Below are 26,174 nucleotides of genomic sequence, written 5' to 3'. Positions count from 1 at the left end.
CGACCATCGTTGTTGATTCACCTGCACCCGGGCGCGACCCTCCACGTTCGGCTCAGGCGGGTGTATCGGCCGCACACGGTCTCACTGCCATCCTAACCCCGAACTCAATAGAGAATACCTAAAGTCGAGAAAATACCGTAGAACCTGCCATTTCACCAAATCCCTGCTAGCCGCGTGAGAAGACCGGGACCAGGTACCTTTTTATCAGCGCCACCACACCGAGAACGATTCCGCCCCAGATCACTCCGAAGACCAGCGAACCGGCGGTGTTGGCGATCCACCCAAGGGTACCACCTCCGATACCCGTACCGAATTCCTCCAGGTGGTGAACGAGCTGATACGGCAGCCCCCAACCGAGTTCCTCGGTTCCGGCGACCAGAATGTGACCACCGACCCACAGCATGGCGAACACCCCGACCACGGAGATGACCTGCAGGACGACGGGCATGGCACGGACAAGCCCGCGGCCGAATTTCTGTGCGGTGGCGCGGTCGGTGCGTGCCATCGCCAGTCCGATGTCATCCATTTTCACCAGGATCGCCACGACGCCGTATACCAGCGCGGTGATACCGAGTCCGATCAGGGCCAGCACCACGGTGCGGATCCAGAAACTCTGGTCGGCGACCTCGTTGAGGGAGATGACCATGATCTCCGCGGAGAGAATCAGATCGGTGGTGATCGCGCCACGCACCAACTGGTCCTCCGACTGTGGTGATTCAGCCGACTTGGCGACGGTGCTGTGCTCCTGCCTCTTCATCCTCCGCTCAAGGGAGTGGAAGATCTTCTCCGCGCCCTCGAAGCACAGATAGGTGCCGCCGAGCATGAGGGTGGGGGTCAGCGACCAGGGGGCGATCCAGCTGAGAAGAAGCAGGATGGGCAGGATGATCACGATCTTGTTGAACACGGATCCCTTGGCGATCCGCCAGATCATGGGAAGCTCCCTGGCCGGACTGACCCCCGCCACGTACTGCGGGGTCACCGCGGCGTCGTCGACGACGACACCGGCGGCCTTGATACTTGTCCTACCCGTGATCGCAGCCACGTCATCCACGCTCGCCGCGGCGGCGCGAGTGATGGCCGCAATATCGTCCAGAAGTGCCGCGAGTCCGCCTGCCATGTGTTTCCGCCTTCGTTTGTTGACTGAGGTGTGAGTTTAGCGCCGAGTCCGCGCCGGGGCCACGGGTGGCTGCTCCGGGGCCCCGCGGCAAGCATCCCTGCAGGACGGCACACCTGTTGACCGTCGTCGCGCCCGTCTGAGCTTGTCGACGCCGAGGCTTGCCTCCCGGCCACGAGGGCCACAGCGGTACCCCGGGGGCAGGTCCGGACTTCGCTGTTTCTGGCGCCCGGTCTAAAAAACCTGGAACAGGGGTGATTGAGGCTACACTGTGGTTCCATGATCCTTACCTCCACTGCGCGGGTCGCCACGGAGCGCCCCGCGCGCTACGGAAAGCAGCTGGCGAATCATCTTGCCGAGAACTTCGTCAGCATCTGGGATGCGGATGCGCGGCGCGGATCAATCAAGATCAGGGGCCAGGGTCCGGGGGCGGATAATCCTCGGCTGGCGTTTGAGGGGGAGGCCAGCTGTGATCTGGTCACCGGCGACGGGGTGCTGCTCATCCACATCGAGGCGCCCGCCGAGCTGATTGAGCGCTGCGAACGGATACTCGGCGGGCACCTGGTGGGTTTTGGCAAGCGTGAGGGACTGACCTGCACCTTCCGTCGGGGGGACGGTAGTCAGGGTGGAGTATTCAGTGCGGAGGATGATGAGTAGCGTCATCCGCATCGCGGCGGTGATCCTGCGCAATCCCGCCGGCGAGGTGCTCAGCGTCAGGAAGTCCGGAACCCGGTCCTTCATGATGCCGGGTGGGAAATTGGAACCGGGGGAGGATCCGCGTGGCGCCGCGGTGCGCGAGATCGCGGAGGAGCTGCACCTGGACCTCATCGGCGAACGCCTCGATCATCTGGGCCGATTCGTTGCGCCGGCTGCGAACGAGAGTGGATACACCGTGGATTGCGATGTCTTCATTTGGCCCGCGCCCCTTGAGACCATGCCCGCCGTGTTCGAGGAGATCGCGGAGGCGCGGTGGTTCGCCGCCGATTCTAACGATGAGCAGTTGGCGCCACTGAGCCGCGAGGCTGTGTTCCCGAGGCTTCTGCACACCTCGGAGGCGCGGTTGACCTAGACAGCGATGATCAGCAGCGGTGCGGCCGAGATCACCATGATGATGCCGAGAAGGTAAAGGAATGTTCGCAGGGTGCTCAGCTGGGTGCTCCGTGACTGCATCACCCGCGTCGGGTCATCGATATGAACCCGCAGCTGCAGGGTTTCACCCTCGGGGAGAATTGGTCTGGAGCTAGAGGCCGGAAGCACCCCGTGGATCTCGTGACCGTCGACATGCATCCGGTACTGCGTATGGTAGCGCCCGTCACGGTCCCTGGTGTATCCGGTCACCTGCGCATCGCACGATCTGGACCTCGCATGGAAGGCGCGTTCGCGCATGCTGAAATAGGCGGCGCTTCCCACACAGATGACGCCGAGCGCCAGGACGACGAAGAAGGTGACGATCAGTCCGGTCATAATTCCTAGGAGCTACCGAGGATGAGGCTGCGCAGTGAACCATCGATCAGTGAACTTCCGGTGGCCGGGATGTTGAGCACCTGGACCGGGGGGATCTGCGAGGGATATGCGGTGGCATCGACCAACTGGCTCGGTGCCCCGGTGGCCGCAGGAACCGGGATGCCGGTCTGTCGGCCGATCCAGTCGAGGTGCTCCGCGACGGGGACGTACCAGCCCATGGTTCCGTTCCGGCTCTCGTTCGTGGTGTCCGTGGACATGCTGAGCACTCCGGCGAGCTGTCCGTTGACAAAGAGCGGGCCGCCGGAATCCCCGGGGATCAGCCGGCCGCCCGTTACACCCGCCTCCAAAAGCTGGGCGCCGGGGTCGGGGCTGGGGACGTTGACCACGCGGCGCACGATCGTGGCGTCGCCCTGCTGGGCGACGAACTGGTTCAACCTGTTCCACCCGCCCCAGCCGACGGAATTGCCGGTGGTCCCGGGCTGCAGGTTGGTGCCGGACAGTCCGGCCACCTGGGCGCCGGAAGGGTGGTCGAGTCTGATCAGCGCCAGATCCGCGGCGGGGTGCAGGATGGCCTCGGTGCCACGGAAAGTCTCGCCGATGCGCAGGCCGCCGATGGTGAGCTCGGAATGCGTACCCTCACCGATGCAGTGCCTGGCGGTGAGAACCCACTGCGGGGCTATCAGGGTTCCCGTGCAGTTCATATTGCCGATGGTCATGCGCACGAGGGAGTTCGCGCGCACATCGGGGGAGACGTTGCGGGCGTCGGCCATGGCGTTGGCGGGCAGCTGGGCGCCGAGGGTCACGCTTCCCGCTGTCGCGGCGGTGGCTGCGAGCACGGCGACGCCGATACGCGCAGCCGACTTCGGGCGGCCGGGGGAGGTGGGTGAACTCAACATGGTTTCATATTCTATGCTCTCGCTGCATGTATTGACAGTCCGCCGTGGGGAGGTCCGGACCCTTCGGGACGGTTACCCGGCGGGTACCAACCGCACCTCGCTCGTGTCTGCCCAGGTGAGATCGATGCCCTGTGAGCGCAACCATTCCATCGGATCGTCGCCGTGGCGGGTGATGCCCTCCACGGCGTTGAGGGTGGCGTCGATGGCGCGTTCGGCGTCATCGGCGGTGATGAGTCCCGCTGAGGTCGCGGCCGCCAGTTCATCGATGTCCATGACGGTGATGGGTTCGCCCCGCACCGAGATCAGGTCGACGTAGAGATCGCGGGTCGTCCACACCTGGTCCCCGACACTGATCTCCGCGATGTCGATGTAGAAATCCTGCCGTTCCTCGACCCCCTCGCGGAAGTGGAAGATGTTGGCGCGCAGGCCCAGACCCGGCAGCAGCCAGCTCTCCAGGTAGCCGAACCTCGGGTGGTCCGCGCCCCGGGCCATGTAGAGGCCGAAGTCGGTGACCCTGAAGGTGTCCACATTCCGCAGGAACCCTTTGGGGTCGGTGTTCACCCGTTCCGCGGTGTTGAAGGTCTCCTCTTTGACGGGATGAAGATCTGCCATTGTCAATTCCTTATCTCACATCAAAAATCACTGCGGTCGGGGCGAAATTGCAGGTGACCGGTGCATCCTGCACGGCGGTGCTCAGGCCGCCCGTGAGGACGGCGACGATGACGCCGCTACCGGTGTCGGCGACTCCGGAGAGGGTCGAGGGCCCCTCGGGATTGATGCCGGTGTTACCCAGCACGGTGCTGCCGTGGGTGAGGGTGCTCAGATTGGCCCACTGCACCTGCATCTTGGACTGCTGCTCAGCCGCGAGGGGACCGGTGCCCAGTGCGGTGAATACGAAGGATGTCTGACCCGGACCCGCCCCGGGCAGGGGCAGGTCCGCCGGACCGGGCACGGCGAAGGCGCTGCCGATCGAGGCGGAGTCGCCTGCGATGCAGTTCTCCGCCCGTGTCGGCCAGGCGAACTGTGCGATACGGGGGGCACCCTTCGGGATCTCCACACCCGGTTCGCCGCCACCATCGAGGAAACCAAGTGCCTGGGCGATTATTCCGCGGACCTCCGCGGGCACCCAGGGCTGTGCGGCGAGTGCGGCGATCTGATCGCGCACCTGCTGGTTGGGTCGACCCCACTGATCCACGGGCAGGCCACTGGAGAGGTTCTGTGAAAATGCGTAGGCATCATCGACGGGGCTCGCGGAGGCGGGCACGGCGGTGGAGGCCGCGGTGCCGAGAACAACCGCCGCAGCCAGGAAACGCAGGCTGAACCGGCGCCTGGGTCCTTGTATGTGTCCTGCCTGGGCTTTTAGCACGATGGTTGAACTTGCCTTTCATTGATGGCGAACTCGTTGAGGTCACAATAGAAACTCGAGTTAACTCTAGCCTCTCCTGACACATTAATCGCGGAATATTCGCTGTCAATATTGAATGCTTCTCTTTACGGTCCCGGAGTTTCCATCCGGGAGTCCGGCACAATCCGGCGGCGATCCACTTCCGTCAGTTGCTTAACTCTTAGGTCGCGCACCGATGCCATTTCGTTACCAAAACCCGCGGGAAAGTTAAGGATTGCCAGTTCAGGTGGGTCGGGGCGGGACAGCCGGGGCGGCGACGGCGGCGACGGACTCCTCTTCCACGGTGGGGAGCCGGAACCTTCAATGTGCGCGAAGGGCCCAACACGGAGTATTCTTATGGCCGATCAAAACAATGAGCGCGGAGAGTCCACGTGATACTTCCGCGCTTTCCATATTTATTCCGTTCAGGAGAATGCCCCCAGTGACCCATCCAGAGTTTCGCAACGTAGCGATCGTCGCGCACGTTGACCACGGAAAGACCACACTCGTCAACGCCATGCTCGAACAGTCCGGTGTCTTCGGCGACCACGGCGAAGTTACAGATCGTGTGATGGATTCCGGTGACCTGGAGAAGGAAAAAGGCATCACCATCCTGGCCAAGAACACCGCGATTCGTCGGAAGGGGGCAGGACGGGACGGCAATGACCTGATCATCAACGTCATCGATACCCCCGGCCACGCCGACTTCGGTGGCGAGGTGGAACGCGCGCTGTCCATGGTCGACGGCGTGGTGCTGCTTGTCGACGCCTCCGAGGGCCCGCTGCCCCAGACCCGTTTCGTGCTGGGTAAGGCACTGGCGGCGAAGATGCCGGTGATCATCGCCGTGAACAAGACCGACCGCCCCGATGCCCGCATCGACGAGGTCGTCGAGGAGTCGCAGGACCTGCTCCTCGAACTCGCCTCGGCACTCGATGACGAGGAGGCCGCGGAGGCCGCCGAGCAGCTCCTCGATCTGCCCGTGCTCTACACCTCCGGCCGCGAGGGCAAGGCATCCACCGAGAACCCCGGCAACGGAAACGTCCCGGACTCCCCGGACCTCATGCCCCTGTTCGACACCCTTTACAAGGTGCTTCCGGAGCCGGCCGCCAACATCGACGCCCCGCTGCAGGCGCATGTGACCAACCTGGACTCCTCCTCCTTCCTCGGCCGCATCGGCCTGGTGCGCGTGCACGCGGGCACCCTGCGCAAGGGCCAGCAGGTCGCCTGGATCCACTACGACGACGAGGGTAACCAGCACACCAAGACCGCCAAGATCGCGGAGCTGCTGGCCACCGTCGGCGTCACCCGTGTCCCGGCCACCGAGGTCGTCGCCGGCGATATCGCCGCCGTCTCCGGCATCGAGGACATCATGATCGGCGACACCCTCGCCGATCTGGAGCATCCGGTCGCCCTCCCGCGCATCACCGTCGACGATCCGGCCATCTCCATGACCATCGGTGTCAACACCTCTCCCATGGCCGGACGCGGCGGCGGCGACAAGCTCACCGCCCGCCTGGTGAAGGCACGTCTGGAGCAGGAGCTGATCGGCAACGTCTCGCTGAAGGTGCTGCCCACCGAGCGTCCCGACGCCTGGGAGGTCCAGGGCCGCGGTGAGATGGCGCTGTCCATTCTCGTTGAGACCATGCGCCGCGAGGGCTTCGAACTGACCGTCGGCAAGCCGCAGGTGGTGCCGAAGATCATCGACGGCAAGACCTACGAGCCCTTCGAGCACCTGGTCATTGACGTCCCCGGTGAGTACCAGGGCGCGGTCACGCAGCTGCTGGCCGTGCGCAAGGGCCAGATGGTCTCCATGGGCACCTCACCCTCCTCCGACTGGGTCCGCATGGAATTCAAGGTTCCCTCCCGCGGCCTGATCGGCTTCCGCACCCAGTTCATGACTGAGACCCGCGGCACCGGTATCGCCAACCACTACTCCGACGGCTTCGAGCCGTGGGCGGGGGAGATCAAGGGCCGCGCGTCCGGATCCCTGGTGGCCGACCGCACGGGCCAGATCACCCAGTACGCACTCACCCAGCTCGCGGACCGTGGCTCCTTCTTCGTCGAGCCGGGCACCGAGGCCTATGAGGGCATGGTCGTCGGCGCCAACAACCGCGACGAGGACATGGACATCAACATCACCCGTGAGAAGAAGCTGACCAACATGCGTGCGGCTTCGGCGGACACCACGGTCACCCTCGCCAAGGCGCGGAACCTCTCCCTCGACGAGGCCATGGAGTTCTGTGGTCAGGACGAGTGTGTGGAGGTCACCCCGGAGACCATCCGCGTGCGCAAGGTGATCCTCAACGCCACCGAACGCGGTCGCGCCCGCTCCCGCGCCAAGAGCATGAACAAGTAGTTACGCAACCCGAGCATCCGGCCCACCCTTCCACGCACCCGCCGTGGTGGTGGGCCTTTTGTCGTGTCACCTGCCCGCACCCGCACGGGCCACGGGTCCCCGGGTCAATCGTCTAGAATCGAGCCTCGTGAAACACCGCCTGCCACACCTTGTCGGCCCCCTGCTCCTGGCGGGAGCCCTGGCGGCCTGCCACGCCAACCCGGGGCCGGCTCCGGTGGAGGAGGAGACCAGTACAACCGAAACCCAGACCTCGACCCGTACGACAACGGCGGAGGCCGGGGAGCCGGAGGGCACCCGCAACAACATCAGCGTGGGCATCGATGCGCTGCGCAACGGTTTCAATCCGCATCTGGTCGCCGATGACACCTCCTTCGTGCGCGACATGGCGGCGCTGGTGCTCCCGAGCGCCTTCGTCGACGACCGGCCGAACACGGACCTGCTGGAAAGTGTCGAGGAGGTCGGGGGAACCATCCGCTACCAGATCGCGCAGGAGGCGCAGTGGAGTGACGGAACCCCGATCACCGGGGCTGACTTCTCCTTCCTCTGGCAGGCGATGACCACGACGCCGGGGGTTATTGACGCCGCCGGGTACCACGCCATCTCCGCGGTCCGGGTCACCGGTGGCGGGAAGACGGTCGAGGTTGACCTGTCCGAACCCGTCGCGGACTGGAACCAGCTCTTTGACAACCTGCTGCCGAGCCACCTGGTCGCCGGAAGCGACTTCGCCTCGGCCTTCTACGATACGATCCCGGCGTCGGCCGGGCGCTACATGGTCCGTTCCATCGACAGACAGCGCGGCGTGGTCGTGCTCTCGCGCAATGATCGTTTCTGGGGCGCGAACCCCGCCTCCACGGAACTTCTCACCTTCCAGACGGCCGGCAGCGCATCGCGGGCGGGGGAGTTCCTGCGCACGGGACAGAGTGCATTCATGAACCTCACCCCGACGGAGACCCTGGTGGACACCTTCACCCTCCTGCCAGGCACGGACCTGCGGGTTTCGGATACCGACCGAACCCTCGAACTGACGCTTAACGCGAAGGTCCTTGACGCAGGGGTGCGCAGCACCGTCCTTTCGCTAATCGACGCCCCCACCACCGCCCGGCTCGCCGCCGGGCGGGGCGCCCAACTGTCGGTCCCGGAGCGGGTGGACTTCGGAGGCGTCGAGAAGTTGCCGGAACGCCCGCTCCGGATCGCGGTGGACCCCGCCGACGACCAGGCCGTGGCGGCGGCGCGCGCCGTCGTCGATCAACTGGCGGTGCACGGCATCGCGGCAGGCACGGTGTCCACGGACCTGGCCTCGGCCCTGGAACAGGCGCTGCCGGACGGCGAGATCGACGCCGTGATCACCTGGCGCAGGAGCGCGGAGAACCCGCTCTCGCTGGCCAGCCGCTACCAGTGTGAACAGGAGGTCCACAGCAACCTCTCGGTGTGGTGCGATCCCGATACGGATACCTTCCTGGCCAGGGTCGTGGCCGGTGCCGTGGATCCGGTATCGGCGCGGGCGTGGGCGGGTGAGTTCAACGCCACCCACGCACTGAGTCTCCCGCTGCTCCGGGAGACGCGGGTGGAGGCGCGCACAGGGGGTATCGTGGGAGCGTCAGGTGATGGGGCCGCATGGCCGGGAGGGATCGCCGGCGCGGCGAATTGGAGGAAGAATGACAATCAACAGTGATCTCTCGGGGGCGCGGATCGTCGCGGTCCATGCGCACCCGGACGATGAGGCGATCACCACGGCGGGAGCACTGGCGAACCTCGCCGGGCGTGGCGCGAATGTCACCGTGATCACCTGCACCCTCGGCGAGCAGGGTGAGGTGATCGGGGAGACCTATGCGGGACTGGTCAACTCCGACGCCGATCAGCTGGGTGGTTTCCGCATCCGGGAACTCGACCTCAGCCTCCGGGCACTCGGGGTCCGCGGCGAGTTCCTCGGCGGTGCCGGCCGCTGGCGAGATTCGGGCATGATCGGAGACCCCGCTAACGGACACCCGCGGGCGTTCATCCACTCGGGTTCGACCGCCGTCGGGCAGCTGGTGACGCGCCTGCGGGAACTGCAGCCCCATCTGCTGATCACCTACGGTCCCGATGGCGGCTACGGGCACCCCGATCACATCAGGGCCCATCAGATCACCCACGAGGCGGCGGCAGCGGTGGGGACCCCGCGAATCGTGTGGGCCGTGACCGACACCGCCGAGCTCTCCGCGGGATTGGATGCGATCGCCGGGGTGCCGAGCGGCTGGCGTAGGGCCGAACCTGGCGAGCTGGCAAGCGTCGACTCCGTGGACCTCGCGCTCGAGCTCGGGGACGCCGATTTCAGTGCCAAGGTCGAGGCGATGCGGGCGCATGCCACACAGATATGGATCGCCGACGGCAGCGTCTCCGTGACCAACCCCCACGCCGCCTTCGCCACCGTCAGCGACCCCGCCGCCGCCCCCGTGGTGTGGGCGCTGTCGAACCTCATCGCCCAGCCGGTGCTGCGCCACGAGCACTATCAGCTCGGTGCGGGAACACCCTTCCCCGAGGATGCTGCCGGGCTGCTGGACGGGCTGGATTGGCGGGGGAGATGAAGGGGGAGCGCAACAAGAGTTTCATTCACCGGGGGCTGGGGCGCGGCGAGGTCCTCGGCGGGCTTTTGTGGCTCAGTCTCGGTGCCCTGATTTCAGTCATGCTGGAAGTAATCTATCTGGGCACCTGGATCACGCTCCCCGGGGGCGCATTGATCCCCTTTCCCTATACCATCCTCGTTGCTTTCCTCTTCAATATCGTTCTGACCAGGACATCCATGCTCTGGACGGACTCCCGGGCGGTGGCGGCGACACCTCTGCTCGTCTGGGTGGCCGGATTCATGGCACTGTCACTGTGGACACTGTCCTCGGGGGACCAGTTGGTGCCCTCGACCATGCGCAGCATTCTGCTGCTCTGCGCGGGCGTCAGCGGGGGGATTTGGCCCTTGTTGAAGACGGCGTAGCATAATAAACCCGATCACCCTTTTCGATTCGTTATTTCACAGGAAACCAGGAGTATTCGAGTACCGATGACCTACACAATCGCACAGCCCTGCGTTGACGTCATGGATCGTGCCTGCGTTGAGGAATGCCCCGTCGACTGCATCTATGAAGGCAAGCGCTCGCTCTACATCCACCCGGACGAGTGCGTCGACTGTGGTGCCTGCGAACCGGCCTGCCCGGTTGAGGCAATCTTCTACGAGGATGATGTTCCGGATGAGTGGCTTGACTACAACGAGGCCAACGCCGGGTTCTTCGACGATCTCGGTTCGCCGGGTGGAGCCGCCAAACTCGGCCCCCAAGATTTTGACCACCCGCTGATTGCCGCCCTTCCCCCGCAGGCCTAACCTTTAGATCCATGAGCCTTCATACCCGTACCCCGTTGATTGACAGACTCCCGGACTTTCCCTGGGACTCCCTCGCCGAGGCCAAGGCGAAGGCGGCCGCCCACCCGGGTGGCATAGTCAACCTCTCGGTGGGAACCCCGGTGGATCCGGTCGCCCCGGGTATCCAGATCGCGCTGTCCAGGGCGGCGGCCTTCCCCGGCTATCCGCAGACGGTGGGCACCCCAGAACTGCGGGAGGCGATCTGCGCCTCGCTAGGGCGACGCTACAACATGACGGCTCTGGATTCCGGGTCCGTGCTACCGGTGGTGGGGACCAAGGAGGCCATCGCACTACTTCCGACGCTGCTGGGAATCGGGGAGGGCCTCAGCGTGGTCATTCCCGAGGTGGCCTACCCCACCTACGAGGTGGCTGTCGAGGCCGCCGGTGCCCGTGTCCTGCGGTCGGATTCGCTGCTCAAGCTCGGCCCGGAGATTCCCGCCCTGATGTTCATCAACTCCCCGTCCAACCCGACGGGGAAGGTTCTCGGGGTGGAGCACCTGCGCAAGGTCGTGGGCTGGGCGCGGGAGAACGGGGTCATCCTCGCGGCCGACGAATGCTACCTGGGCCTGGGGTGGGACGATGCCAATGCGCCCGTCTCCATCCTCGACCCCCGGGTCTGCGGCGACGACCACACGGGGCTGCTGGCGATCCATTCGCTGTCAAAGACCTCGAACATGGCGTCGTACCGCGCCGGCTACCTCGCCGGAGATCCGGCACTGATCGCGGAGCTGACGGGGGTGCGCAAGCACTTCGGTCTCATGGTGCCCTATCCGATTCAGGCGGCCATGGTCGCCGCGCTCGAGGACGATGAGCAGGAGGCGGGGCAGAAGTTGATCTATGCGCATCGCCGTGTGAAGCTCATGAAGGCGCTCCTGGGGGCGGGGTTCCGCATCGATGATTCCGAGGCCGGACTGTACCTCTGGGTCACCCGTGGACAGGCCTGCAGGGACACCGTCGACTGGTTCGCCGAGCGTGGCATTCTGGTCGCCCCCGGCGACTTCTACGGCCCCCGCGGGGTCGACCACGTCCGGGTGGCGCTCACCGAGACCGATGAGCGTATCGACGCCGCCGTGGCCCGACTCGGCTGAGCCTGCGGGCGCGTCCGGCTCCGGTTTCAAGAACCGCAGCCAATCAGACTAGAATGAGATGCCTAAATGTTCGTCGACAGTGGAAGAGGCATGCGGGTGACCGAGAAACCAAGCTGGGGTGCCCGCTTTCGGAGGGCCTGCCGTCAGTTCCTGCAGTTCGGCCTGGTCGGTGGGTCCGGAACCGTGGTGAATCTGATTGTGGCGGCGCTGTCGAAGAAGATCGCGGGATGGACCGCGGGAATCTCCGAGCATGATGCCTTCATGAACCTGCTCGGCAGCAGCTTCCACATCCGCTGGTACCACGTGTTCATGACCATCGCCTTCCTGGTCGCCAACACCTGGAACTATCAGCTCAACCGTTCCTGGACCTTCCGGACGAAGAACATGCGCGGCTGGTGGCGGGGATTCTTCCCCTTCCTGGCCACCGGGCTGATCGCTTTCGTGTTCAGCCAGTTCGTGGCCACCCTGCTGATGAACCCCACCTCGCCGATCGCACTGTCCTCGGAGATCTTCGATGATTCCACCGGTCTGCGCACTAAGTTCTACTGGGTGACCGTGATCTCGATCCTGGTGGCCATGCCGGTGAACTTCCTGGTGAACAAGTACTGGGCCTTCCGCAAACCCAACGTGCGGGTCGTTGAGGCCCAGGAACCTGTTGTGAAGCTAAAGTAGTCCCATCTCCCCCCGGCCGGACCGGGGGATGGTCGAGGGCTCAGTTTTTGTGCAGGGCGGAGTTCAGTTCCACGACCTTGGAGTTGGGCACGGCCTCCACAGCGCCGCTGATTGAGTTGCGACGGAAGATCAGCCCCGAGCGCCCGGCGAGGGTGGCGGCCTTGGCGGTCTGGCCGTCGATAAGCACCTTGGTGCCCGCGGTGACGTAGAGGCCGGATTCGATGATGCAGTCATCTCCGAGGGGGATGCCGCAGCCGGAGTTGGCTCCGAGGAGGCAGCGCTCACCGAGGGAGATCACGTGCTGCCCGCCACCGGAGAGGGTGCCCATGATCGAGGCGCCGCCACCGACATCCGTGCCGTCGCCGACGACGACTCCCGCCGAGATGCGTCCCTCCACCATGGAGGTTCCCAGGGTGCCCGCGTTGAAGTTGACGAACCCCTCGTGCATCACGGTGGTGCCCGGCGCGAGGTAGGCGCCGAGCCGGACGCGGTCGGCGTCGCCGATGCGCACCCCGTCGGGAACGACGTAGTCGACCATACGGGGGAACTTGTCCACCGAGTACACGGTCACCTGGCCACGCAGGCTCAGGCGGAGGCGGGTGAGGGCGAAGTCCTCCACGGCGCAGGGGCCGAAGTTCGTCCACACCACGTTGGTGAGCAGCCCGAACACTCCATCGAGATTGAGGCCGTGTGGCCTGACCAGGCGGTGGGAGAGCAGGTGCAGGCGAAGCCAGGCGTCGTAGGTGTCCGCCGGTGCCTGCTCGAGGGAGTCGATGCGGACCTCGACGATCCTGCGGGTGACACCACGGTCCGGGTCCTCGCCGGCCAGGGCGTCGAGGGAGGCGCGCAGGGATGCGGAGGTGTCGGGTTCACGCGTCAGCGAGGGCGCGGGAAACCAGACGTCGAGGACCGTGTCATCGGCGGTTAGTGTGGCAATTCCGGTTGCGGAGGCAAAAGTCATAGCACCAACCTTAATTTCCATGGTTCGACCAGTCCACACCGGTACCTCGGACTAGGAGGTGGCCCGGTGCCTGCGGAGCGGACTGTTGACGGTGGCAAAGGACAGCGCCACCAGGAAACCGTAGACGATGGCCACGGAAAACACCTGGCCACGCGAGTCCGCATCGGTGAGCATCAGCACGATAAGGCCCATGATCGCGACCAGGGTGAGGATCCCCAACCAGGGGTGTCCCCACATCCGCACGGTGGAGATCTCGCCGTTTCTTTCCAGCTCCGGGCGGAGCTTGAGCTGGCTCAGGGCGATCATGATCCACACCACGATCAGGCACCCGCCGACGGCGTTGAGCAGAAAGTCCAGCAGGCCGGCGGGATTCCAGTACTGCAGGCCGACCGAGGCGAAGGCGAAGAACATCGACAGCAGAACGGCGTTGGTGGGGACCCTGGAGGAGCTCAGGGAGGCGAACACCCGCGGTGCGTCGCGGCGTCCGGCCATCGAGTAGACGAGGCGGGAGGTGGCGTAGATCTGGGCGTTGAAGGCGGAGAGCAATGCCAGGACGATGACGGCCTCCATCAGGCCGACGGCTCCCGGGATGTTGGCCATGGACAGGATCTGGGTGAAGGGCGACTCGGCCGCGGTGTTGGCGTTGTCGATGGAGTTGTAGGGCATGAGGAAGGTGATCACCAGCACGGAGCCGAGGTAGAACACCGAGATGCGCAGGATCACGGCGCGCACCGCCAACGAGATCGCCTCACGCGGCTTGTCCGATTCGGCGGCGGCGATGGTGACGATTTCAATGCCACCGAAGGCGAATGCGACCGCGAGCAGACCGGTGGCGACACCGGACAGGCCGTTGGGCATGAATCCGTGCTCGCCGATGAAATTGGTGGTTCCCACGAAGGAGTGACCGGGCAGCAGACCGAAGATCAGCAGGACGCCGATGATGAGGAAGGCGATGATCACAGCCACCTTGATGAAGGCGAACCAGTACTCGAACTCCCCGAAGCCCCGCACCTGGGCCAGGTTGACCACCGCGAAGAACACCACGCAGACCAGCGCCGGGATCCACGGTTCCACCCCGAACCAGGCGCCCATCATCGCCGCGGCGCCGGTCATCTCGGCGCCCATGACCATGATGAGCGTGAACCAGTACAGCCAGCCGAGGGAGAAACCGGCCCAGTGGCCGAAGGCGTCCTCGCCATAACGGGAGAAGCTGCCAGAGGCGGGCCGGGCGGCGGCGAGCTCGCCGAGCATCTGCATGACCATGACCACGATGGCGCCGGCGATGATATAGGCCAGGAGCACCGCGGGGCCGGCGGCGCGGATGCCCACGCCGGTGCCCAGGAAGAGGCCGGCGCCGATGGCCGAGCCAAGGCCCATCATCGTCAGATGGCGCGTGCGAAGCCCGGTACCCAGTCCGGACAGGGCCACATCTGTCTTCATTCCTGTGTCCGCCGCGGCGGAACCCACATTCTTTGCCATGACCTCCACCGTAAACCCACGGGTGGACACCCACCCATTCGGGCCAGCTTTTCGACGCCCCCGTCAGCCGCTGGCACCGTCCAGCGGGGGGATCCGCCGTGCTGTGGGCTCGTAGTGGCCGACCTCGCGTCGGATCGCCCAGTTCGACTCGCCCTCGATGGCCTTGACGGTGCGCAGCTCATCGAACTCCGGGAACCACACCGGTGTCTCATCATCGAGGACGATGTTGTTGCCGATGTGGAAATTGTCGCCCACACTGACCCCGATGATGCCGGAGCTGACCCCGAAGGTGCAGTTTCGTCCGATGCTCAGTGGCAGCCTGCGCCGTAGTTCATCGCGGGGGGACATGATCGTGGAGGACAGTCCGATCTCCGAACCCTCACCGATGACCACCCCGGAGGACAACCGTCCCTCCACCTTGGCGGCGCCGAGGGTGCCGGAGTTGAAGGAGACGAAACCCTCGCGGAGCACCGAGGTCCCCGGGGCGAGGTAGGCGCCCAGGCGGACCCTCTCGGCCTCGGAGATCCGCACTCCGGAGGGGACGACGTAATCGACCATGCGGGGCAGGCGGTCCACGCAGTAGACGTGGATCAGCCCGCGGGACCGCAGTGAGGTGCGCACCCACTCGAAATTCTCCGGCTGGCAGGGTCCCTTGTTGGTCCACACCACATTGGCCAGCAGGTCAAGCGTTCCGTCCATGTTCAGTTCGTGCGGGCGGACCAGTCGGTGGGAGAGCAGGTGCAGGCGCAGATAAACATCGTGTGCGTCGACGGGCGGATCATCCAGGTCGTCGATGATGGTGCGCACCGCCACCTGCTCGACCAGGCGGTCCTCATCGAGTTTGACCAGGGAGAGCATTCTCGCGCTGAGCTCGCGCCCACCAAGGCGCACCGTTCCCTGGCTGCGTGAGTGCTCCCACAGAGCGCGATCGAAGAGCTCCGGTTCCGGATACCAGGTGTCCAACACGGTGCCGTCCATCGCGATGCTTGCGATACCGATGCCGATAGCTCCTCGAGAAGTCATTGAATTGCTCACACTTTCATCTCACGTACCAGGTGTTCTGCTCAACAGCAGTCCATGTTTGTAGGCTGGTCCCCGTGGAACACGAGCAGACACCCTTGACCGTCCCCGTCCTTGATCTCCTGGCGGATCCCATCACACTGACTCAGCAGCTGGTGGACATACCCAGTCCCTCAGGGAGGGAGAAATCGATTGCGGACGCCATTGACACTGCCCTACGAGTGCTTAATCTACCCGGTGTGGAAGTATTTCGCTTCAATCACAACGTCATGGCGCGCACCGACCGCGGACTGGGCTCGCGGGTGATCCTCGCCGGGCACATCGACACCGTTCCCATCGCGGACAACGTCCCCGGTCACATGGAGGGCGGGGTGCTCTTCGGGTGCGGCTCGGTGGACATGAAATCCGGCCTCGCAGCCTACCTGCACGCCTTCGCCCACCTGGCCGCGGACCCCGACCTCGCACACGATCTGACGCTGATCGCCTACGAGGGGGAGGAGGTGGCCACGGAGTTCAACGGACTGGGCCACATCGAGGACAGTCACCCCGGGTGGCTGCGGGGTGATCTGGCACTTCTCGGTGAGCCCACCGGCGCCTGGATCGAGGCCGGCTGCCAGGGCTCGATCCGGCTGCGCGTCACCGCCCACGGAACCCGTGCCCACAGCGCACGCTCCTGGATGGGGGACAACGCCATGCACAAACTCAGCCCCTACATCGCTCGGGTGGCCGAGTATCAACCGGCGACGGTGGACATCGACGGCCTCGAGTACCGTGAGGGACTCAACATCGTGCACTGTGAATCCGGTGTCGCCACCAATGTCATCCCGGACCTGGCGTGGATGTTCGTCAACTTCCGTTTCGCCCCCGACCGGAGTCTGGAGGAGGCGCTCGACCATGTCCTGGTCGCACTGGGGCTCAAGGACGGTGGCGCGAAGGGTATCGAGTGGGAGATCGACGATGCCGTCGGTGGCGCACGGCCCGGGCTGTCCAAGCCGGTGACCAGGGGACTGATCCGGGCGGTGGGGGCGGAGAAGGTCAGGGCGAAGTTCGGCTGGACCGATGTGGCGCGCTTCTCCGGACTCGGGGTCCCCGCGCTCAACTTCGGTGCGGGTGACCCCTCCTTCGCGCACAAACGCGATGAGCAGTGTCCCGCCCGGCAAATCACCGATGTCGCCGGAATTCTCCGGACCTATCTGACCACACCCGTCTGACCACACCTATCTGACCGCACAGCGCGCAGCCATCATGGTTTGTCGATATCGTGGATGGTCCATCGTCCCTGATCACCAGGAGGGTATTCCTTGGCTCCGAACAAAACCCCGCACCCGGACAAGAACCGACTTCTCATCGGCCCGGTTCTCCGCAGGTCGCAGGCGGAAACGGATGATTCCAGCACCTTCGACCAGCGTCTGCTGGAGATGCGCGCGGATCACGATTGGAAACACGCCGATCCCTGGCGGGTGCTGCGCATCCAGGCGGAGTTCGTCTCCGGTTTCGATGCACTCCAGGAACTGCCCAAGGCCGTGACGGTTTTCGGCTCCGCCCGCATCCCGGAGGGCCATCCCTACTACGACACGGGTGTGGAGGTCGGGGAGAAGCTGGCCGAGGCCGACTACGCGGTGGTCACCGGTGGCGGTCCGGGCCTGATGGAGGCACCCAACCGCGGGGCCAGCCAGGCGGGCGGACTCTCGGTCGGACTGGGCATTGAGCTCCCGCACGAGCAGCATCTCAACGACTATGTGGATCTGGGTCTGAACTTCCGGTATTTCTTCGCACGCAAGACCATGTTCCTGAAGTATTCGCAGGCCTTCGTCTGTCTCCCCGGCGGTTTCGGCACCCTCGATGAACTCTTCGAGGTCCTGTGCATGGTGCAGACAGGCAAGGTCACCAACTTCCCAATCGTGCTCATCGGCACCGAGTTCTGGTCCGGTCTGGTGGAGTGGATCCGCGCCCGACTCGTCGATGAGGGGCTGATCAACGCCAATGACATCGACCGTGTCCTGCTCACCGATGACGTCACCGAAGCGGTCCGTTTCATCGTCGAGGCCCACGCCGGTCTCGACGTCGCACGCCGCCGCAACTGACCTTCCGGATAGATTGAAGCCCATGACTGTGCCCGTTTCCTCCGCCTACCGCACGGGCCCGCTGCCCGTGATCATGGCGATCGTCAACCGCACCCCGGATTCCTTCTATGACAGGGGAGCGACCTTCGGGGACACCGCCGCCCTGGACCGGGTGGCGCAGGTGGTGGCGCAGGGCGCGGGGATCATCGATATCGGCGGGGTCAAGGCCGGCCCCGGTGAGTTCGTCTCCGCGGCGGAGGAGGTGGAGCGGGTGGTGCCCATCATCGCCGGCGTCGTCACGCGTTTTCCCGGGGTGGCGGTGTCGGTGGACACCTGGCGCTCATCGGTGGCCGATGCCGCGATCGCCGCGGGTGCCACCCTGGTCAACGACACCTGGGCGGGCGCGGATCCGGAGCTGCTGGAGGTCGCCGGCCAGCACCGCGTGGGTTACGTGTGCTCCCACACCGGGGGAGCTCGGCCCCGGACCAGGCCGCACCGTGTCCATTTCGATGACGTCGTCGCGGATGTGATCGCAGAAACGACCTCCCTCGCCGAACGCGCGGTCGCTGCGGGCGTTCCAGAGGACCGCATCCTCATTGATCCCACCCATGACTTCGGCAAAAACACCTTCCACGGACTGGAGCTGCTCCGCCGGGTCGGAGAGATCGTGGCCACGGGGTGGCCGGTGCTCATGGCACTGTCGAACAAGGATTTCATCGGGGAGACCGTCAACCGGCCGGTTCAGGAGCGGGTCCCTGGCACGCTGGCGGCGACGGCATGGGCCGCGGCGCACGGGGTTGCGGCCTTCCGCGTCCACGAGGTCTCCGATACCTTCGACGTGCTGCAGATGACGGCCGCCATCGCCGGGGATGTCGCGCCCCTGAACACGATCAGGGGGCTGGCATGAGCGTGAGCGTGGTCATTCCCGCACTCAACGAGGCCGCGACCGTGGGCGCGGTGGTGCGTGCGGCCCTGGCGGACGACCCCCTGGAGGTTCTGGTCATTGATGCGGACTCCACCGACGCCACCGCGGAGGAGGCGACGGCCGCCGGCGCGAGGGTGCTCAACTGGGCGTCGATCCTCCCCGATATCCCGACCCGTCCGGGCAAGGGGGAGTCATTGTGGCGCGGGGTGGCGGCGGCACGCGGTGAGATCGTCGTCTTCGTCGACGCCGATCTGCGGTCCTTCGAACCGGGGATGGTCTCCGCCCTGGTCAGACCGTTCGATGACCCCGGAATCCACATGGTCAGGGCGGACTACCTGCGCACCTTCGGCACCAGCCCCCAAGGCGGAGGCAGGGTCACGGAACTGACCGCGAAACCCCTGCTCCGACTTCTGTTTCCGGAGCTGGCGCACATCAGCCAGCCCCTGGGTGGCGAGTACGCTCTGCGCCGTGGCACCGCGCTCGACCTGCCCTTTGTCGACGGTTACGGGGTGGAGGCCGGTCTGCTTATCGACGTCGCGGCCACCCACGGCGTCGCCGCGATCACGGAGGTCGACCTGGGCAGCAGGAGTCACAGCCACCAGTCGCTGGCAGCACTGGGGCCGATGGCGGAGGTGGTGGCCGCCACCATCCTCAACCGCAGCGGTGTTCAGGTGCCGCTGACGCAGCGTGGTCCGTTAAGCTCTGTTCTATGCTGACATGGATTCTGATGATCATCGTGCTCGCCGCGCTGGTGGTTTTATTCACGTTCTTCTTCGCCACCGTCTTCGGCCGTGGCGAGCGGACGATGCCGCTGCCGTCCAACGATGAGGTCCTGGAGTACAACAGGACCAGGCTCGAGCACGGGGAGATCGATGAGATCATGTTTGACACCGTCCTGCGCGGGTATCGCCAGGACCAGGTCGACGATGTCATCGAGGAGCTGCGTCACCAGATTGACTCTCTCCAGGCACGGCTCCTGGAAAAAGGAGATGACCTGCGCTTTAATCAACCGCCCGCCCCCATCGGGAGAGAAAACGGCTAAAATGGACCGGTGAGCCGCGTTTGTTGCGGATTGTCTAAACCGTGTGAGGAGCTGGGATCAACATGGCAGCTATGAAGCCGAGGACCGGTAGTGGCCCGATGGAGGCGGCCGAGGAGGGCCGCAAGATTGTGATGAGGATTCCCTCCGATGGCGGTGGACGACTGGTCGTTGAGCTGAACAAGGAAGAGGCCGCCGAACTCGGCGCGCTGCTGACCGAGGCATCCAAATAGCCGGACTCGATTACTCCGCGGGTACGATGTATCCGACGTGTTAAACACCCACTTCAAGGAGTAATGCGCAAGTGCTTTCTCACATCATTGATGTCCTGGCAGATCCGATCGACGGAACCCCGTTGAGGGGCGCCGATGATTTCACCAGACTTGTCTCTGAATCAGGGCACTCCTATGACGTAGCCCGGCAGGGGTATGTGACACTGGCCGGCGGTGCGGGTCTGCGCTATTCCGGTGATGATGCCGCGATGGTCGCCGAAAGGGAAACCTTCCTTTCCGGTGGCCATTTCGCACCTTTCGTCGAGGCCGTGACCGAGCATGTGCAGCAGGTTCTCGATGCGGGAGAGGTGGCCGACGACGCCTCGCCGGTGATCTGCGAGATCGGTGCGGGCACCGGCTACTACCTGTCCCACACCCTGGACAGCATCGCCGGATCGAGGGGAATCGGTATAGATGTCTCCGTCCACGCCGCGAAGCACCTGGCCAGATGCCACCCGCGCGTCGGTGCGGTCATCGCCGACGCGTGGGCGCGCCTGCCCATCGCCGATCAGTCCGTCGATGCCGTCACCGTGATCTTCGCCCCCCGCAACGCCGCCGAGTTCGCCCGCATCCTCAAGCCCCGTGGTCAGGTGGTGGTGCTCACCGCGGACACCGGGCACCTCGCGGAGCTGCGCGAGCCCCTCGGCATCATCGATGTGGAGTCGGGCAAGGTCGAGCGCATGATCGAACAGGCCGCCGGAAACCTGCGTCCGGTCGGTGAGAGCGACACCATCGAGTTCGAGATGCTGCTGGATCAGAGCTCCATCGCCTCACAGATTGGGATGAGCCCGTCAGCGCGCCACATCAAGCCCGAGGCGCTGGCCGAGCGGATCGCCGCCCTGCCCTCCCAGATGACCGTCACCGCACGCGCGAAGGTCACCCGTCTGGAACCGCTGCCCCGCTAGACCCCTTTACCAGGGGTGCTAGCGCACCAGCCCCTCGTCGGGCTCCTCGTCGTCATTGAACTCGGTGAGATCATCCAGATCGGGAAGCCCGGAGGAGGAGAAGGTCTCCGGAAAGACCGCGCTGGAACGCCGTACACAGGCGTCGCCGGTGATGGAGACGTCGAAGGCGGAGATGGGCCCGCCGTCGAAGTAGACCCGCGAGGCCATGGCCACGTAGCCGCCGTCGGCGAAGACCTCCACCGTGGAACCGTCAACAAGGATGAACATGGAATCGGTGTCTTCCGCGGTGAGCGGGGCGACCGCCCACGGGGAATCGGGGTGATGGGGATTCATCGAGCGGTCGATGACCAGTTCATTGTGGCGGTGTGAGACCACCGCAGCGGTGTCGCCCCCGGCGTCGATGAGTGCCACCGATACCGAACTTCCCTGCGGAATCTCACACAGTCCCGTCCACCCGGCGGCCGCCTCGGAATCGTGGATGGCGTCGAGGAGACCCTTGGGCGGGGTCTGGAAGAGTGTCCCGCCCTGGAGGGTGGCCACCCGGGGAACCGTGATCGCGTTCGCCCAGCCCTCGGTGGCCAGGGACAGGTGGGTCTGTGGATCATCGAGGCGTCCGATGCCGTTCATGAGTCCGAAGATGAAGGCCTCGTCATAGCGGGACTCCTCCCTGACCGTGCCGGGAGTGAAGTTGGTGTTGCGCGGTCGGGAGAAGTCGTGGCCGAAGTCCACCCGCGTGAACGGCGTGCTCACGCTGAACTCGGATCCGGTGAGTCGGCCGACGAGGTAGCCGGAGATGTCGATTCCATCCTTCTCGATGGTGACGATGACAATATCGTAGATCTCATGGTCGACCTCATCGCGGAGCCTGATTACCCGGGGGCTAACCAGAACCTCCCCTCCGTCCAGCCCTGAGTACCCCGCGAAGGTCAGGGGGCCCTGCACCTGCCAGTCCATGCCGTCGGGTGAGTTCAGCACCACCACGGTCGGGGACTCGGCGGGTCCGGTGACGGCGAGCATCAACCAGCCCTCGTGCCCCTCCTCGCGGTTGCTCCCGTCCTCCCAGCCGGGGATCACGCAGGGGGAGCGGAAGTTCTTCCAGTCCTCGGTGTCCCCGACGACGCGACCGATACGCACGACATGGCTGTCCAGGACGAAGGGATCCTCGGAGACGGTCTCCAGGGTCGCGGGAAGATCCTGGATCCGCGCCAGGTGGATGGATGCCCCCGCGGAGGTGACCGAGGTGAAGTAGAGATCCACACCGGAGCCGTTGGAGACCACGGATCCGGCCCGGTTCTGCGTCTCGCCACCTGTCGGGGCGAGGACGTCATCTGCGACCTCCCACACGAAGGGTGCGCCCTCGGCGAACTGGTGTCCCCAGCGCGGCCCACTGTCCGCCTCGGGGCGGTACTGGTGGAATACATGCCAGGTGGCGCCGTCGAGAAGCACTCCGGCGGGTGCGTTGAGCACACCGGTCTCGGAGGTGATGTGCAGCTCCGGGCGGTGGGTATGGTCAGTTTCAGCCATGTGGGTGATCCTAGCTTTCACGTCGACGGGCAGTGTTCCTGCTGATCGAGGGTAGCCACTGCCTCCACAGCAGGGGAGAAAGACCAGTTCAGCGCGCCGTCACAGGAGTGACTTGTACACATCGACGGTCTGCTGGGCGATGGTCTCCCAGGAGAAGTCGTCGATGGCGCGCTGGCGGCCGGCCTTCCCGAAGCGCTCGGCGCGTGCCCGGTCCTCCACCATCTCGTTGACCGCCGCGGCCAGTCCCGCCTCGAAGCCCGCGGCATCATTCTCGTCATAGTGCACGAGGGTTCCGGTGACGCCGTCGACGACCACCTCGGGAATCCCGCCGACATCGGAGGCGACCACCGCGGTGGAACAGGCCATGGCCTCGAGGTTGACGATCCCCAGCGGCTCGTAGATTGAGGGACACACGAAGGTGTCCGCGGCGGTGAGGATCTCCTGGATCTTGTCGCGGTCGAGCATCTCCTGGACCCAGTACACCCCCTCCCGGCCCGCCTGCAGCTCCTCGACGAGCGCCTTGGTGCGTGCGGCGATCTCGGGGGTGTCTGGGGCACCTGCGCAGAGGACCAGCTGGACGCCCTCGTCGAAAAGCTTCGCGGCCTTGACCAGGTGCTCCACGCCCTTCTGGCGGGTGATCCTCCCCACGAAGGCGACGATGGGACGCGACGGATCGACGCCGAGGGAGCGCAGGACAGAGTCCTCGGCCAGATCGAAGGTCGGGCGCGGCTGCCACAGCTTCGTGTCGATGCCGTTGAGCACCACCCGGACCCTGTCCGGCTCAATTCGGGGGTAGGCGGCGAGGATGGAATCCTTCATCCGTGCGGAGACCGCGATCACGGCGTCCGCGTACTCCATGGCGTTCTTCTCCGACCACGAGGAGACGTCATAGCCGCCGCCGAGCTGCTCGCGCTTCCATGGACGGTCCGGCTCGAGGGAGTGCGCGGTGGCCACGTGGGGGATGCCGTGGAGGCGCCCGGCGAGGTGTCCGCCGAGCCCGGTGTACCAGGTGTGGGAGTGGACCACATCGACGTTGTTGGCGGCATCGGCCATGCGGAGGCCGGTGGACAGCGTTTTCAGCGCGGGATTCGCATTCTCGAGTGCGGGATCGACGCCGTGGACGAACACGCCCTCCTCATGGCGAGGTGCACCCATGCAGTGGACATCCACCGGCACGATTTCGCGCATGAAGCGGGTGAGCTCGGTTACATGGACGCCGGCGCCTCCGTAGACCTCCGGGGGATACTCTCTTGTCATCATTGCGACTCTCATGTCCTTGAGATTAGCCCGCCGAATCGAAGCGCGCAGGGGGGTGCCCATGATTTCTTTTCCCACTTCCAAGCGGAATCAGCAAAATGGATTTATGGTTGAAAGTGTGAAGGGTAGACCAAATGTTTTAGCAATCGTCCTCGCGGGTGGCGAGGGCAAGCGGCTGTATCCTCTGACCGGGGACCGCGCTAAGCCCGCGGTGCCCTTCGGGGGTACATACCGGCTCATCGATTTCGTGCTGTCGAATCTGGTGAACGCGGGCTTCTTGAAGATCTGCGTTCTCACCCAGTACAAGTCACACTCCCTGGACAGGCACATCTCGCTGTCCTGGAAGGTGATCGGACCGACCGGCCAGTACATCACCTCTGTGCCCGCGCAGCAGCGCCTGGGCAAGAGGTGGTTCACCGGGTCAGCCGACGCGATTCTGCAGTCACTGAACCTCATCTCCGACGAAAAGCCGGACTACGTCATCGTTTTCGGCGCCGACCATGTGTACCGCATGGACCCGAGCCAGATGATGGAGGAGCACATCGCCTCCGGAAGGTCCGTCTCGGTCGCCGGTATCCGCGTTCCGCGCAAGGAGGCCACGGCCTTCGGCTGCATCCAGTCCGACGACGAGGGCAACATCACGGAGTTTCTGGAGAAGCCCGCGGATCCCCCCGGAACGCCGGATGATCCGGATGCCACCTACGCGTCCATGGGAAACTACATTTTCACCACCGAGGCGCTGGTGCGGGCACTCAAGGACGATGCCGAGGATGAGGACTCCGATCATGACATGGGCGGAGACATCATCCCCTACTTCGTCAGGCGCAATGACGCCCATGTCTATGACTTCTCGGCAAACGAGGTTCCCGGCGCCACCGAGCGCGACAAGGGCTACTGGCGTGATGTCGGTACCATCGACGCCTTCTATGAATGCCACATGGACCTGATTTCTGTGCATCCGATCTTCAATCTCTACAACGCCCAGTGGCCGATCCACACCACCGTCGAGGGCAACCTGCCACCGGCGAAGTTCGTGCAGGGCGGCATCGCGCAGTCCTCCATGGTGGCCCCGGGTTCGATCATCTCCGCGGGTACCGTCCGTAACTCGGTGCTGTCCACCGACGTTGTTGTCGAGGAAGGCGCCACCGTCGAGGGCGCGGTGCTCATGCCGGGAGTGCGAATTGGAAAGGGCGCGGTGGTCCGCCACGCGATCCTGGACAAGAACGTCGTGGTCAGCGACGGCGAGCTCATCGGGGTCGATCACGTCCGCGACGCGCAGCGGTTCACCGTCAGTGCAGGTGGCGTTGTCGTGGTGGGCAAGAACAGCGTGGTTTAAGCCACTACAAACTGAGATCACCGTGGTCGCCGGAGTGCCGGTGGCCACGGTGCTTTGTGCTTGTCGACCCGTGCTGCCCCCGTGGGCGGCGTTGATGGCCGGGGTGAAGTCCGGACACCGGTCGTCTCCGGCGCAGGGCGCTGAAAGTTTGACCCGCTTGTCCACACCCTGTCAGTGTGCTGGGCGCGGCGGGGTGGGGCCCGGCCCTCGATGCTAGGGCAGCCTGGTCACCAAGGTCAGGCCAGCACCGAGGGGGAGGCGGGCCACGAGGGCACCGTCGAGGGCGCGGATGTGTTCATCGGCCTCTCGGGCTGCGACGGTTTCGCGGTCCTTCCGGGTGTGGTCGCTGAGGGTGCCGTCGAGAAGCGAGTCGGCCAGGACCAGAATTCCGCCTGGTAGCAGCAGTGGCCAGGCGGCGTCGACGAAGGCGACGAGATCCATCGGGGAGACCTGGCCGAAGACGAGCTGGTAGCTGTCGTTGGCCAGGCGGCCCATGACGTCGAGTGGCCGCGAGGGGAGGAAGCGGACGCGTCCCGGGGCGTAACCCGCATCGCGGAAGACCTTCTTGGCCTGTCGCTGGTGCTCGCTTTCGGGATCGATGCAGGTCAGCGTCGTACCCTCGCGCAGGCCCAGGAGCAGGTGCAAGCCCACCACTCCGGCCGCAGGCGTGACGGCGATGGCGCCGGTGGAGCTGGCGCTGTTGGTTGCCGCGGTGAGAGTGCTCAGCAGCTGACCGGTCATCTCATCGGGGATGGCGAGGCCGAACTCGGTGGCGTCCTCACGTGCCGTTGCCAGGGCGGGGTCGATGTCGGTGGTGGACTCGACGTAGGTTCGGATGAACTCGAAAGCGGTACTCACAAGTGCCAAGTGTAGGCTGGTTCTGTGGGCGGATGGGGGTACCACACGCGGGTTCGGGAGGGGAAATGCAGGTGATTTCGTTCCTGAAGTCACAAAATCGCCTCAAGTGTATAACTGCCAGATGTTACACAGCTAGTGATCTAGATTTCTTAAGTTCAGTGATGCACAATTAA

At 65.0% G+C, this 26,174-nt stretch carries 28 protein-coding genes; 17 read left to right on the top strand and 11 right to left on the bottom strand.

Translation table 11 applies throughout. The features are described 5' to 3' along the window. Positions 1 to 166 precede the first annotated feature (166 nt). On the bottom strand, positions 167 to 1,117 hold the full coding sequence (locus B7E02_RS10030) for a DUF808 domain-containing protein (protein WP_080795645.1): 951 nt from the start codon (positions 1,115 to 1,117) through the stop codon (positions 167 to 169). A gap of 276 nt (positions 1,118 to 1,393) precedes the next feature. Here B7E02_RS10030 and B7E02_RS10025 point away from each other — a divergent pair, with 276 nt between their 5' ends. After that, positions 1,394 to 1,771 (top strand): DUF2218 domain-containing protein, encoded by a 378-nt coding sequence (locus B7E02_RS10025; RefSeq protein WP_080795643.1) that lies wholly within the window; start codon positions 1,394 to 1,396, stop codon positions 1,769 to 1,771. Next, positions 1,764 to 2,183, top strand: a complete 420-nt coding sequence (locus B7E02_RS10020; protein WP_080795640.1) for an NUDIX hydrolase — start codon at positions 1,764 to 1,766, stop codon at positions 2,181 to 2,183. Before B7E02_RS10025 ends, B7E02_RS10020 begins: the two co-directional genes overlap by 8 nt. Here B7E02_RS10020 and B7E02_RS10015 read toward each other — a convergent pair. From B7E02_RS10015 to B7E02_RS10000, 4 genes are all read right to left on the bottom strand, one after another. Then, positions 2,180 to 2,578 (bottom strand): DUF3592 domain-containing protein, encoded by a 399-nt coding sequence (locus B7E02_RS10015; protein ID WP_080795637.1) that lies wholly within the window; start codon positions 2,576 to 2,578, stop codon positions 2,180 to 2,182. The genes B7E02_RS10020 and B7E02_RS10015 overlap by 4 nt on opposite strands. A 5-nt stretch (positions 2,579 to 2,583) precedes the next feature. Beyond that, complete coding sequence (locus tag B7E02_RS10010) at positions 2,584 to 3,474, bottom strand: S1 family peptidase (RefSeq protein ID WP_080795634.1); 891 nt, start codon at positions 3,472 to 3,474, stop codon at positions 2,584 to 2,586. A 72-nt stretch (positions 3,475 to 3,546) separates the two neighbouring features. Next, positions 3,547 to 4,086: a ribonuclease FAU-1 family protein gene (locus B7E02_RS10005; RefSeq protein WP_080795632.1), complete on the bottom strand. Its 540-nt coding sequence runs from the start codon at positions 4,084 to 4,086 to the stop codon at positions 3,547 to 3,549. A 10-nt stretch (positions 4,087 to 4,096) separates the two neighbouring features. Then, on the bottom strand, positions 4,097 to 4,840 hold the full coding sequence (locus B7E02_RS10000) for an Rv1157c family protein (protein ID WP_245802245.1): 744 nt from the start codon (positions 4,838 to 4,840) through the stop codon (positions 4,097 to 4,099). Positions 4,841 to 5,300: 460 nt separating this feature from the next. Between B7E02_RS10000 and typA the strand changes: the two genes are divergently transcribed. The 7 genes from typA (at position 5,301) to B7E02_RS09965 (ending at position 12,362) form a co-directional block, all read left to right on the top strand. Continuing rightward, a complete protein-coding gene (typA, locus tag B7E02_RS09995; protein WP_080795629.1) occupies positions 5,301 to 7,214 on the top strand; it encodes a translational GTPase TypA in 1,914 nt (637 codons plus the stop codon). A gap of 127 nt (positions 7,215 to 7,341) precedes the next feature. After that, positions 7,342 to 8,886, top strand: a complete 1,545-nt coding sequence (locus B7E02_RS09990) for an ABC transporter family substrate-binding protein (protein WP_179129707.1) — start codon at positions 7,342 to 7,344, stop codon at positions 8,884 to 8,886. Beyond that, a complete protein-coding gene (mshB, locus tag B7E02_RS09985; RefSeq protein ID WP_080795627.1) occupies positions 8,870 to 9,778 on the top strand; it encodes an N-acetyl-1-D-myo-inositol-2-amino-2-deoxy-alpha-D-glucopyranoside deacetylase in 909 nt (302 codons plus the stop codon). The genes B7E02_RS09990 and mshB overlap by 17 nt, the downstream gene beginning before the upstream one ends. Beyond that, positions 9,775 to 10,179 carry a hypothetical protein gene (locus B7E02_RS09980; protein WP_080795623.1) on the top strand — a complete coding sequence of 135 codons (405 nt, stop codon included), beginning with the start codon at positions 9,775 to 9,777 and terminating at the stop codon, positions 10,177 to 10,179. Before mshB ends, B7E02_RS09980 begins: the two co-directional genes overlap by 4 nt. Before the next feature lie 66 nt (positions 10,180 to 10,245). Beyond that, complete coding sequence (gene fdxA, locus B7E02_RS09975; RefSeq protein ID WP_080795620.1) at positions 10,246 to 10,563, top strand: ferredoxin; 318 nt, start codon at positions 10,246 to 10,248, stop codon at positions 10,561 to 10,563. Positions 10,564 to 10,574: 11 nt separating this feature from the next. Continuing rightward, entirely contained in the window at positions 10,575 to 11,690 is a 1,116-nt protein-coding gene (gene dapC / locus B7E02_RS09970) for a succinyldiaminopimelate transaminase (protein WP_080795617.1), read from the top strand. Positions 11,691 to 11,780: 90 nt separating this feature from the next. Further along, positions 11,781 to 12,362: a GtrA family protein gene (locus B7E02_RS09965; protein WP_080796891.1), complete on the top strand. Its 582-nt coding sequence runs from the start codon at positions 11,781 to 11,783 to the stop codon at positions 12,360 to 12,362. Between the two features lie 40 nt (positions 12,363 to 12,402). Here B7E02_RS09965 and dapD read toward each other — a convergent pair whose 3' ends face one another. From dapD to B7E02_RS09950, 3 genes are all read right to left on the bottom strand, one after another. Beyond that, entirely contained in the window at positions 12,403 to 13,323 is a 921-nt protein-coding gene (gene dapD / locus B7E02_RS09960; protein ID WP_080795614.1) for a 2,3,4,5-tetrahydropyridine-2,6-dicarboxylate N-succinyltransferase, read from the bottom strand. A 51-nt stretch (positions 13,324 to 13,374) separates the two neighbouring features. Next, positions 13,375 to 14,763, bottom strand: coding sequence for an aromatic amino acid transport protein AroP (aroP, locus tag B7E02_RS09955; protein ID WP_179129749.1), 1,389 nt, complete (start codon positions 14,761 to 14,763; stop codon positions 13,375 to 13,377). Positions 14,764 to 14,865: 102 nt separating this feature from the next. Further along, on the bottom strand, positions 14,866 to 15,825 hold the full coding sequence (locus B7E02_RS09950; protein ID WP_080795612.1) for a DapH/DapD/GlmU-related protein: 960 nt from the start codon (positions 15,823 to 15,825) through the stop codon (positions 14,866 to 14,868). A 74-nt stretch (positions 15,826 to 15,899) separates the two neighbouring features. Between B7E02_RS09950 and dapE the strand changes: the two genes are divergently transcribed. From dapE to B7E02_RS09915, 7 genes are all read left to right on the top strand, one after another. Next, complete coding sequence (dapE, locus tag B7E02_RS09945) at positions 15,900 to 17,033, top strand: succinyl-diaminopimelate desuccinylase (protein ID WP_245802244.1); 1,134 nt, start codon at positions 15,900 to 15,902, stop codon at positions 17,031 to 17,033. A gap of 90 nt (positions 17,034 to 17,123) precedes the next feature. Then, the gene (locus B7E02_RS09940; protein WP_080795604.1) at positions 17,124 to 17,906 is read left to right on the top strand and encodes an LOG family protein; all 783 of its coding nucleotides are present in this window, start codon (positions 17,124 to 17,126) and stop codon (positions 17,904 to 17,906) included. A 22-nt stretch (positions 17,907 to 17,928) separates the two neighbouring features. After that, positions 17,929 to 18,792, top strand: a complete 864-nt coding sequence (gene folP / locus B7E02_RS09935; RefSeq protein ID WP_080795599.1) for a dihydropteroate synthase — start codon at positions 17,929 to 17,931, stop codon at positions 18,790 to 18,792. Continuing rightward, positions 18,789 to 19,526: a glucosyl-3-phosphoglycerate synthase gene (locus B7E02_RS09930; RefSeq protein WP_080795597.1), complete on the top strand. Its 738-nt coding sequence runs from the start codon at positions 18,789 to 18,791 to the stop codon at positions 19,524 to 19,526. The genes folP and B7E02_RS09930 overlap by 4 nt, the downstream gene beginning before the upstream one ends. Then, a complete protein-coding gene (locus tag B7E02_RS09925; RefSeq protein ID WP_080795594.1) occupies positions 19,520 to 19,852 on the top strand; it encodes a DivIVA domain-containing protein in 333 nt (110 codons plus the stop codon). The genes B7E02_RS09930 and B7E02_RS09925 overlap by 7 nt, the downstream gene beginning before the upstream one ends. Positions 19,853 to 19,914: 62 nt before the next feature. Further along, positions 19,915 to 20,082, top strand: coding sequence for a DUF3117 domain-containing protein (locus tag B7E02_RS09920; RefSeq protein WP_080795592.1), 168 nt, complete (start codon positions 19,915 to 19,917; stop codon positions 20,080 to 20,082). 71 nt (positions 20,083 to 20,153) lie between these two features. Next, positions 20,154 to 21,026: a methyltransferase domain-containing protein gene (locus B7E02_RS09915; protein WP_080795589.1), complete on the top strand. Its 873-nt coding sequence runs from the start codon at positions 20,154 to 20,156 to the stop codon at positions 21,024 to 21,026. Positions 21,027 to 21,044: 18 nt separating this feature from the next. Here B7E02_RS09915 and B7E02_RS09910 read toward each other — a convergent pair whose 3' ends face one another. Beyond that, positions 21,045 to 22,550, bottom strand: coding sequence for a GH32 C-terminal domain-containing protein (locus B7E02_RS09910; protein ID WP_080795587.1), 1,506 nt, complete (start codon positions 22,548 to 22,550; stop codon positions 21,045 to 21,047). A 99-nt stretch (positions 22,551 to 22,649) separates the two neighbouring features. Continuing rightward, positions 22,650 to 23,822, bottom strand: coding sequence for a glycogen synthase (gene glgA / locus B7E02_RS09905; protein WP_080795585.1), 1,173 nt, complete (start codon positions 23,820 to 23,822; stop codon positions 22,650 to 22,652). Positions 23,823 to 23,913: 91 nt separating this feature from the next. On the opposite strand from glgA, the gene glgC reads away from it, so the two are divergent. After that, a complete protein-coding gene (glgC, locus tag B7E02_RS09900; RefSeq protein WP_080795581.1) occupies positions 23,914 to 25,143 on the top strand; it encodes a glucose-1-phosphate adenylyltransferase in 1,230 nt (409 codons plus the stop codon). Between the two features lie 213 nt (positions 25,144 to 25,356). On the opposite strand, the gene B7E02_RS09895 is transcribed toward glgC, so the two are convergent. Beyond that, positions 25,357 to 26,001, bottom strand: coding sequence for an O-methyltransferase (locus B7E02_RS09895; protein WP_080796889.1), 645 nt, complete (start codon positions 25,999 to 26,001; stop codon positions 25,357 to 25,359). Positions 26,002 to 26,174: the final 173 nt, after the last annotated feature.

Source organism: Corynebacterium pacaense (genome assembly GCF_900169525.1).
Taxonomy (GTDB): domain Bacteria; phylum Actinomycetota; class Actinomycetes; order Mycobacteriales; family Mycobacteriaceae; genus Corynebacterium; species Corynebacterium pacaense.
Note: the sequence above shows the minus strand (reverse complement) of the source record. Positions and strands in the feature narration are given on the sequence as shown.

What these genes read in the sequence shown, in the direction of transcription:
- B7E02_RS09930 (WP_080795597.1), top strand. Translation starts at nt 18,789, where the DNA reads ATGAGCGTGAGCGTGGTCATTCCCGCACTCAACGAGGCCGCGACCGTG.
- B7E02_RS09980 (WP_080795623.1), top strand. Translation starts at nt 9,775, where the DNA reads ATGAAGGGGGAGCGCAACAAGAGTTTCATTCACCGGGGGCTGGGGCGC.
- folP (WP_080795599.1), top strand. Translation starts at nt 17,929, where the DNA reads ATGACTGTGCCCGTTTCCTCCGCCTACCGCACGGGCCCGCTGCCCGTG.
- fdxA (WP_080795620.1), top strand. Translation starts at nt 10,246, where the DNA reads ATGACCTACACAATCGCACAGCCCTGCGTTGACGTCATGGATCGTGCC.
- B7E02_RS10030 (WP_080795645.1), bottom strand. Translation starts at nt 1,117, where the DNA reads ATGGCAGGCGGACTCGCGGCACTTCTGGACGATATTGCGGCCATCACT.
- B7E02_RS09910 (WP_080795587.1), bottom strand. Translation starts at nt 22,550, where the DNA reads ATGGCTGAAACTGACCATACCCACCGCCCGGAGCTGCACATCACCTCC.
- glgC (WP_080795581.1), top strand. Translation starts at nt 23,914, where the DNA reads ATGGTTGAAAGTGTGAAGGGTAGACCAAATGTTTTAGCAATCGTCCTC.
- B7E02_RS10020 (WP_080795640.1), top strand. Translation starts at nt 1,764, where the DNA reads ATGAGTAGCGTCATCCGCATCGCGGCGGTGATCCTGCGCAATCCCGCC.
- B7E02_RS10025 (WP_080795643.1), top strand. Translation starts at nt 1,394, where the DNA reads ATGATCCTTACCTCCACTGCGCGGGTCGCCACGGAGCGCCCCGCGCGC.
- glgA (WP_080795585.1), bottom strand. Translation starts at nt 23,822, where the DNA reads ATGAGAGTCGCAATGATGACAAGAGAGTATCCCCCGGAGGTCTACGGA.
- B7E02_RS09965 (WP_080796891.1), top strand. Translation starts at nt 11,781, where the DNA reads ATGCGGGTGACCGAGAAACCAAGCTGGGGTGCCCGCTTTCGGAGGGCC.
- mshB (WP_080795627.1), top strand. Translation starts at nt 8,870, where the DNA reads ATGACAATCAACAGTGATCTCTCGGGGGCGCGGATCGTCGCGGTCCAT.
- dapC (WP_080795617.1), top strand. Translation starts at nt 10,575, where the DNA reads ATGAGCCTTCATACCCGTACCCCGTTGATTGACAGACTCCCGGACTTT.
- B7E02_RS09925 (WP_080795594.1), top strand. Translation starts at nt 19,520, where the DNA reads ATGCTGACATGGATTCTGATGATCATCGTGCTCGCCGCGCTGGTGGTT.
- B7E02_RS10010 (WP_080795634.1), bottom strand. Translation starts at nt 3,474, where the DNA reads ATGTTGAGTTCACCCACCTCCCCCGGCCGCCCGAAGTCGGCTGCGCGT.
- B7E02_RS10005 (WP_080795632.1), bottom strand. Translation starts at nt 4,086, where the DNA reads ATGGCAGATCTTCATCCCGTCAAAGAGGAGACCTTCAACACCGCGGAA.
- B7E02_RS09950 (WP_080795612.1), bottom strand. Translation starts at nt 15,825, where the DNA reads ATGACTTCTCGAGGAGCTATCGGCATCGGTATCGCAAGCATCGCGATG.
- aroP (WP_179129749.1), bottom strand. Translation starts at nt 14,763, where the DNA reads ATGAAGACAGATGTGGCCCTGTCCGGACTGGGTACCGGGCTTCGCACG.
- dapD (WP_080795614.1), bottom strand. Translation starts at nt 13,323, where the DNA reads ATGACTTTTGCCTCCGCAACCGGAATTGCCACACTAACCGCCGATGAC.
- B7E02_RS10015 (WP_080795637.1), bottom strand. Translation starts at nt 2,578, where the DNA reads ATGACCGGACTGATCGTCACCTTCTTCGTCGTCCTGGCGCTCGGCGTC.
- B7E02_RS09920 (WP_080795592.1), top strand. Translation starts at nt 19,915, where the DNA reads ATGGCAGCTATGAAGCCGAGGACCGGTAGTGGCCCGATGGAGGCGGCC.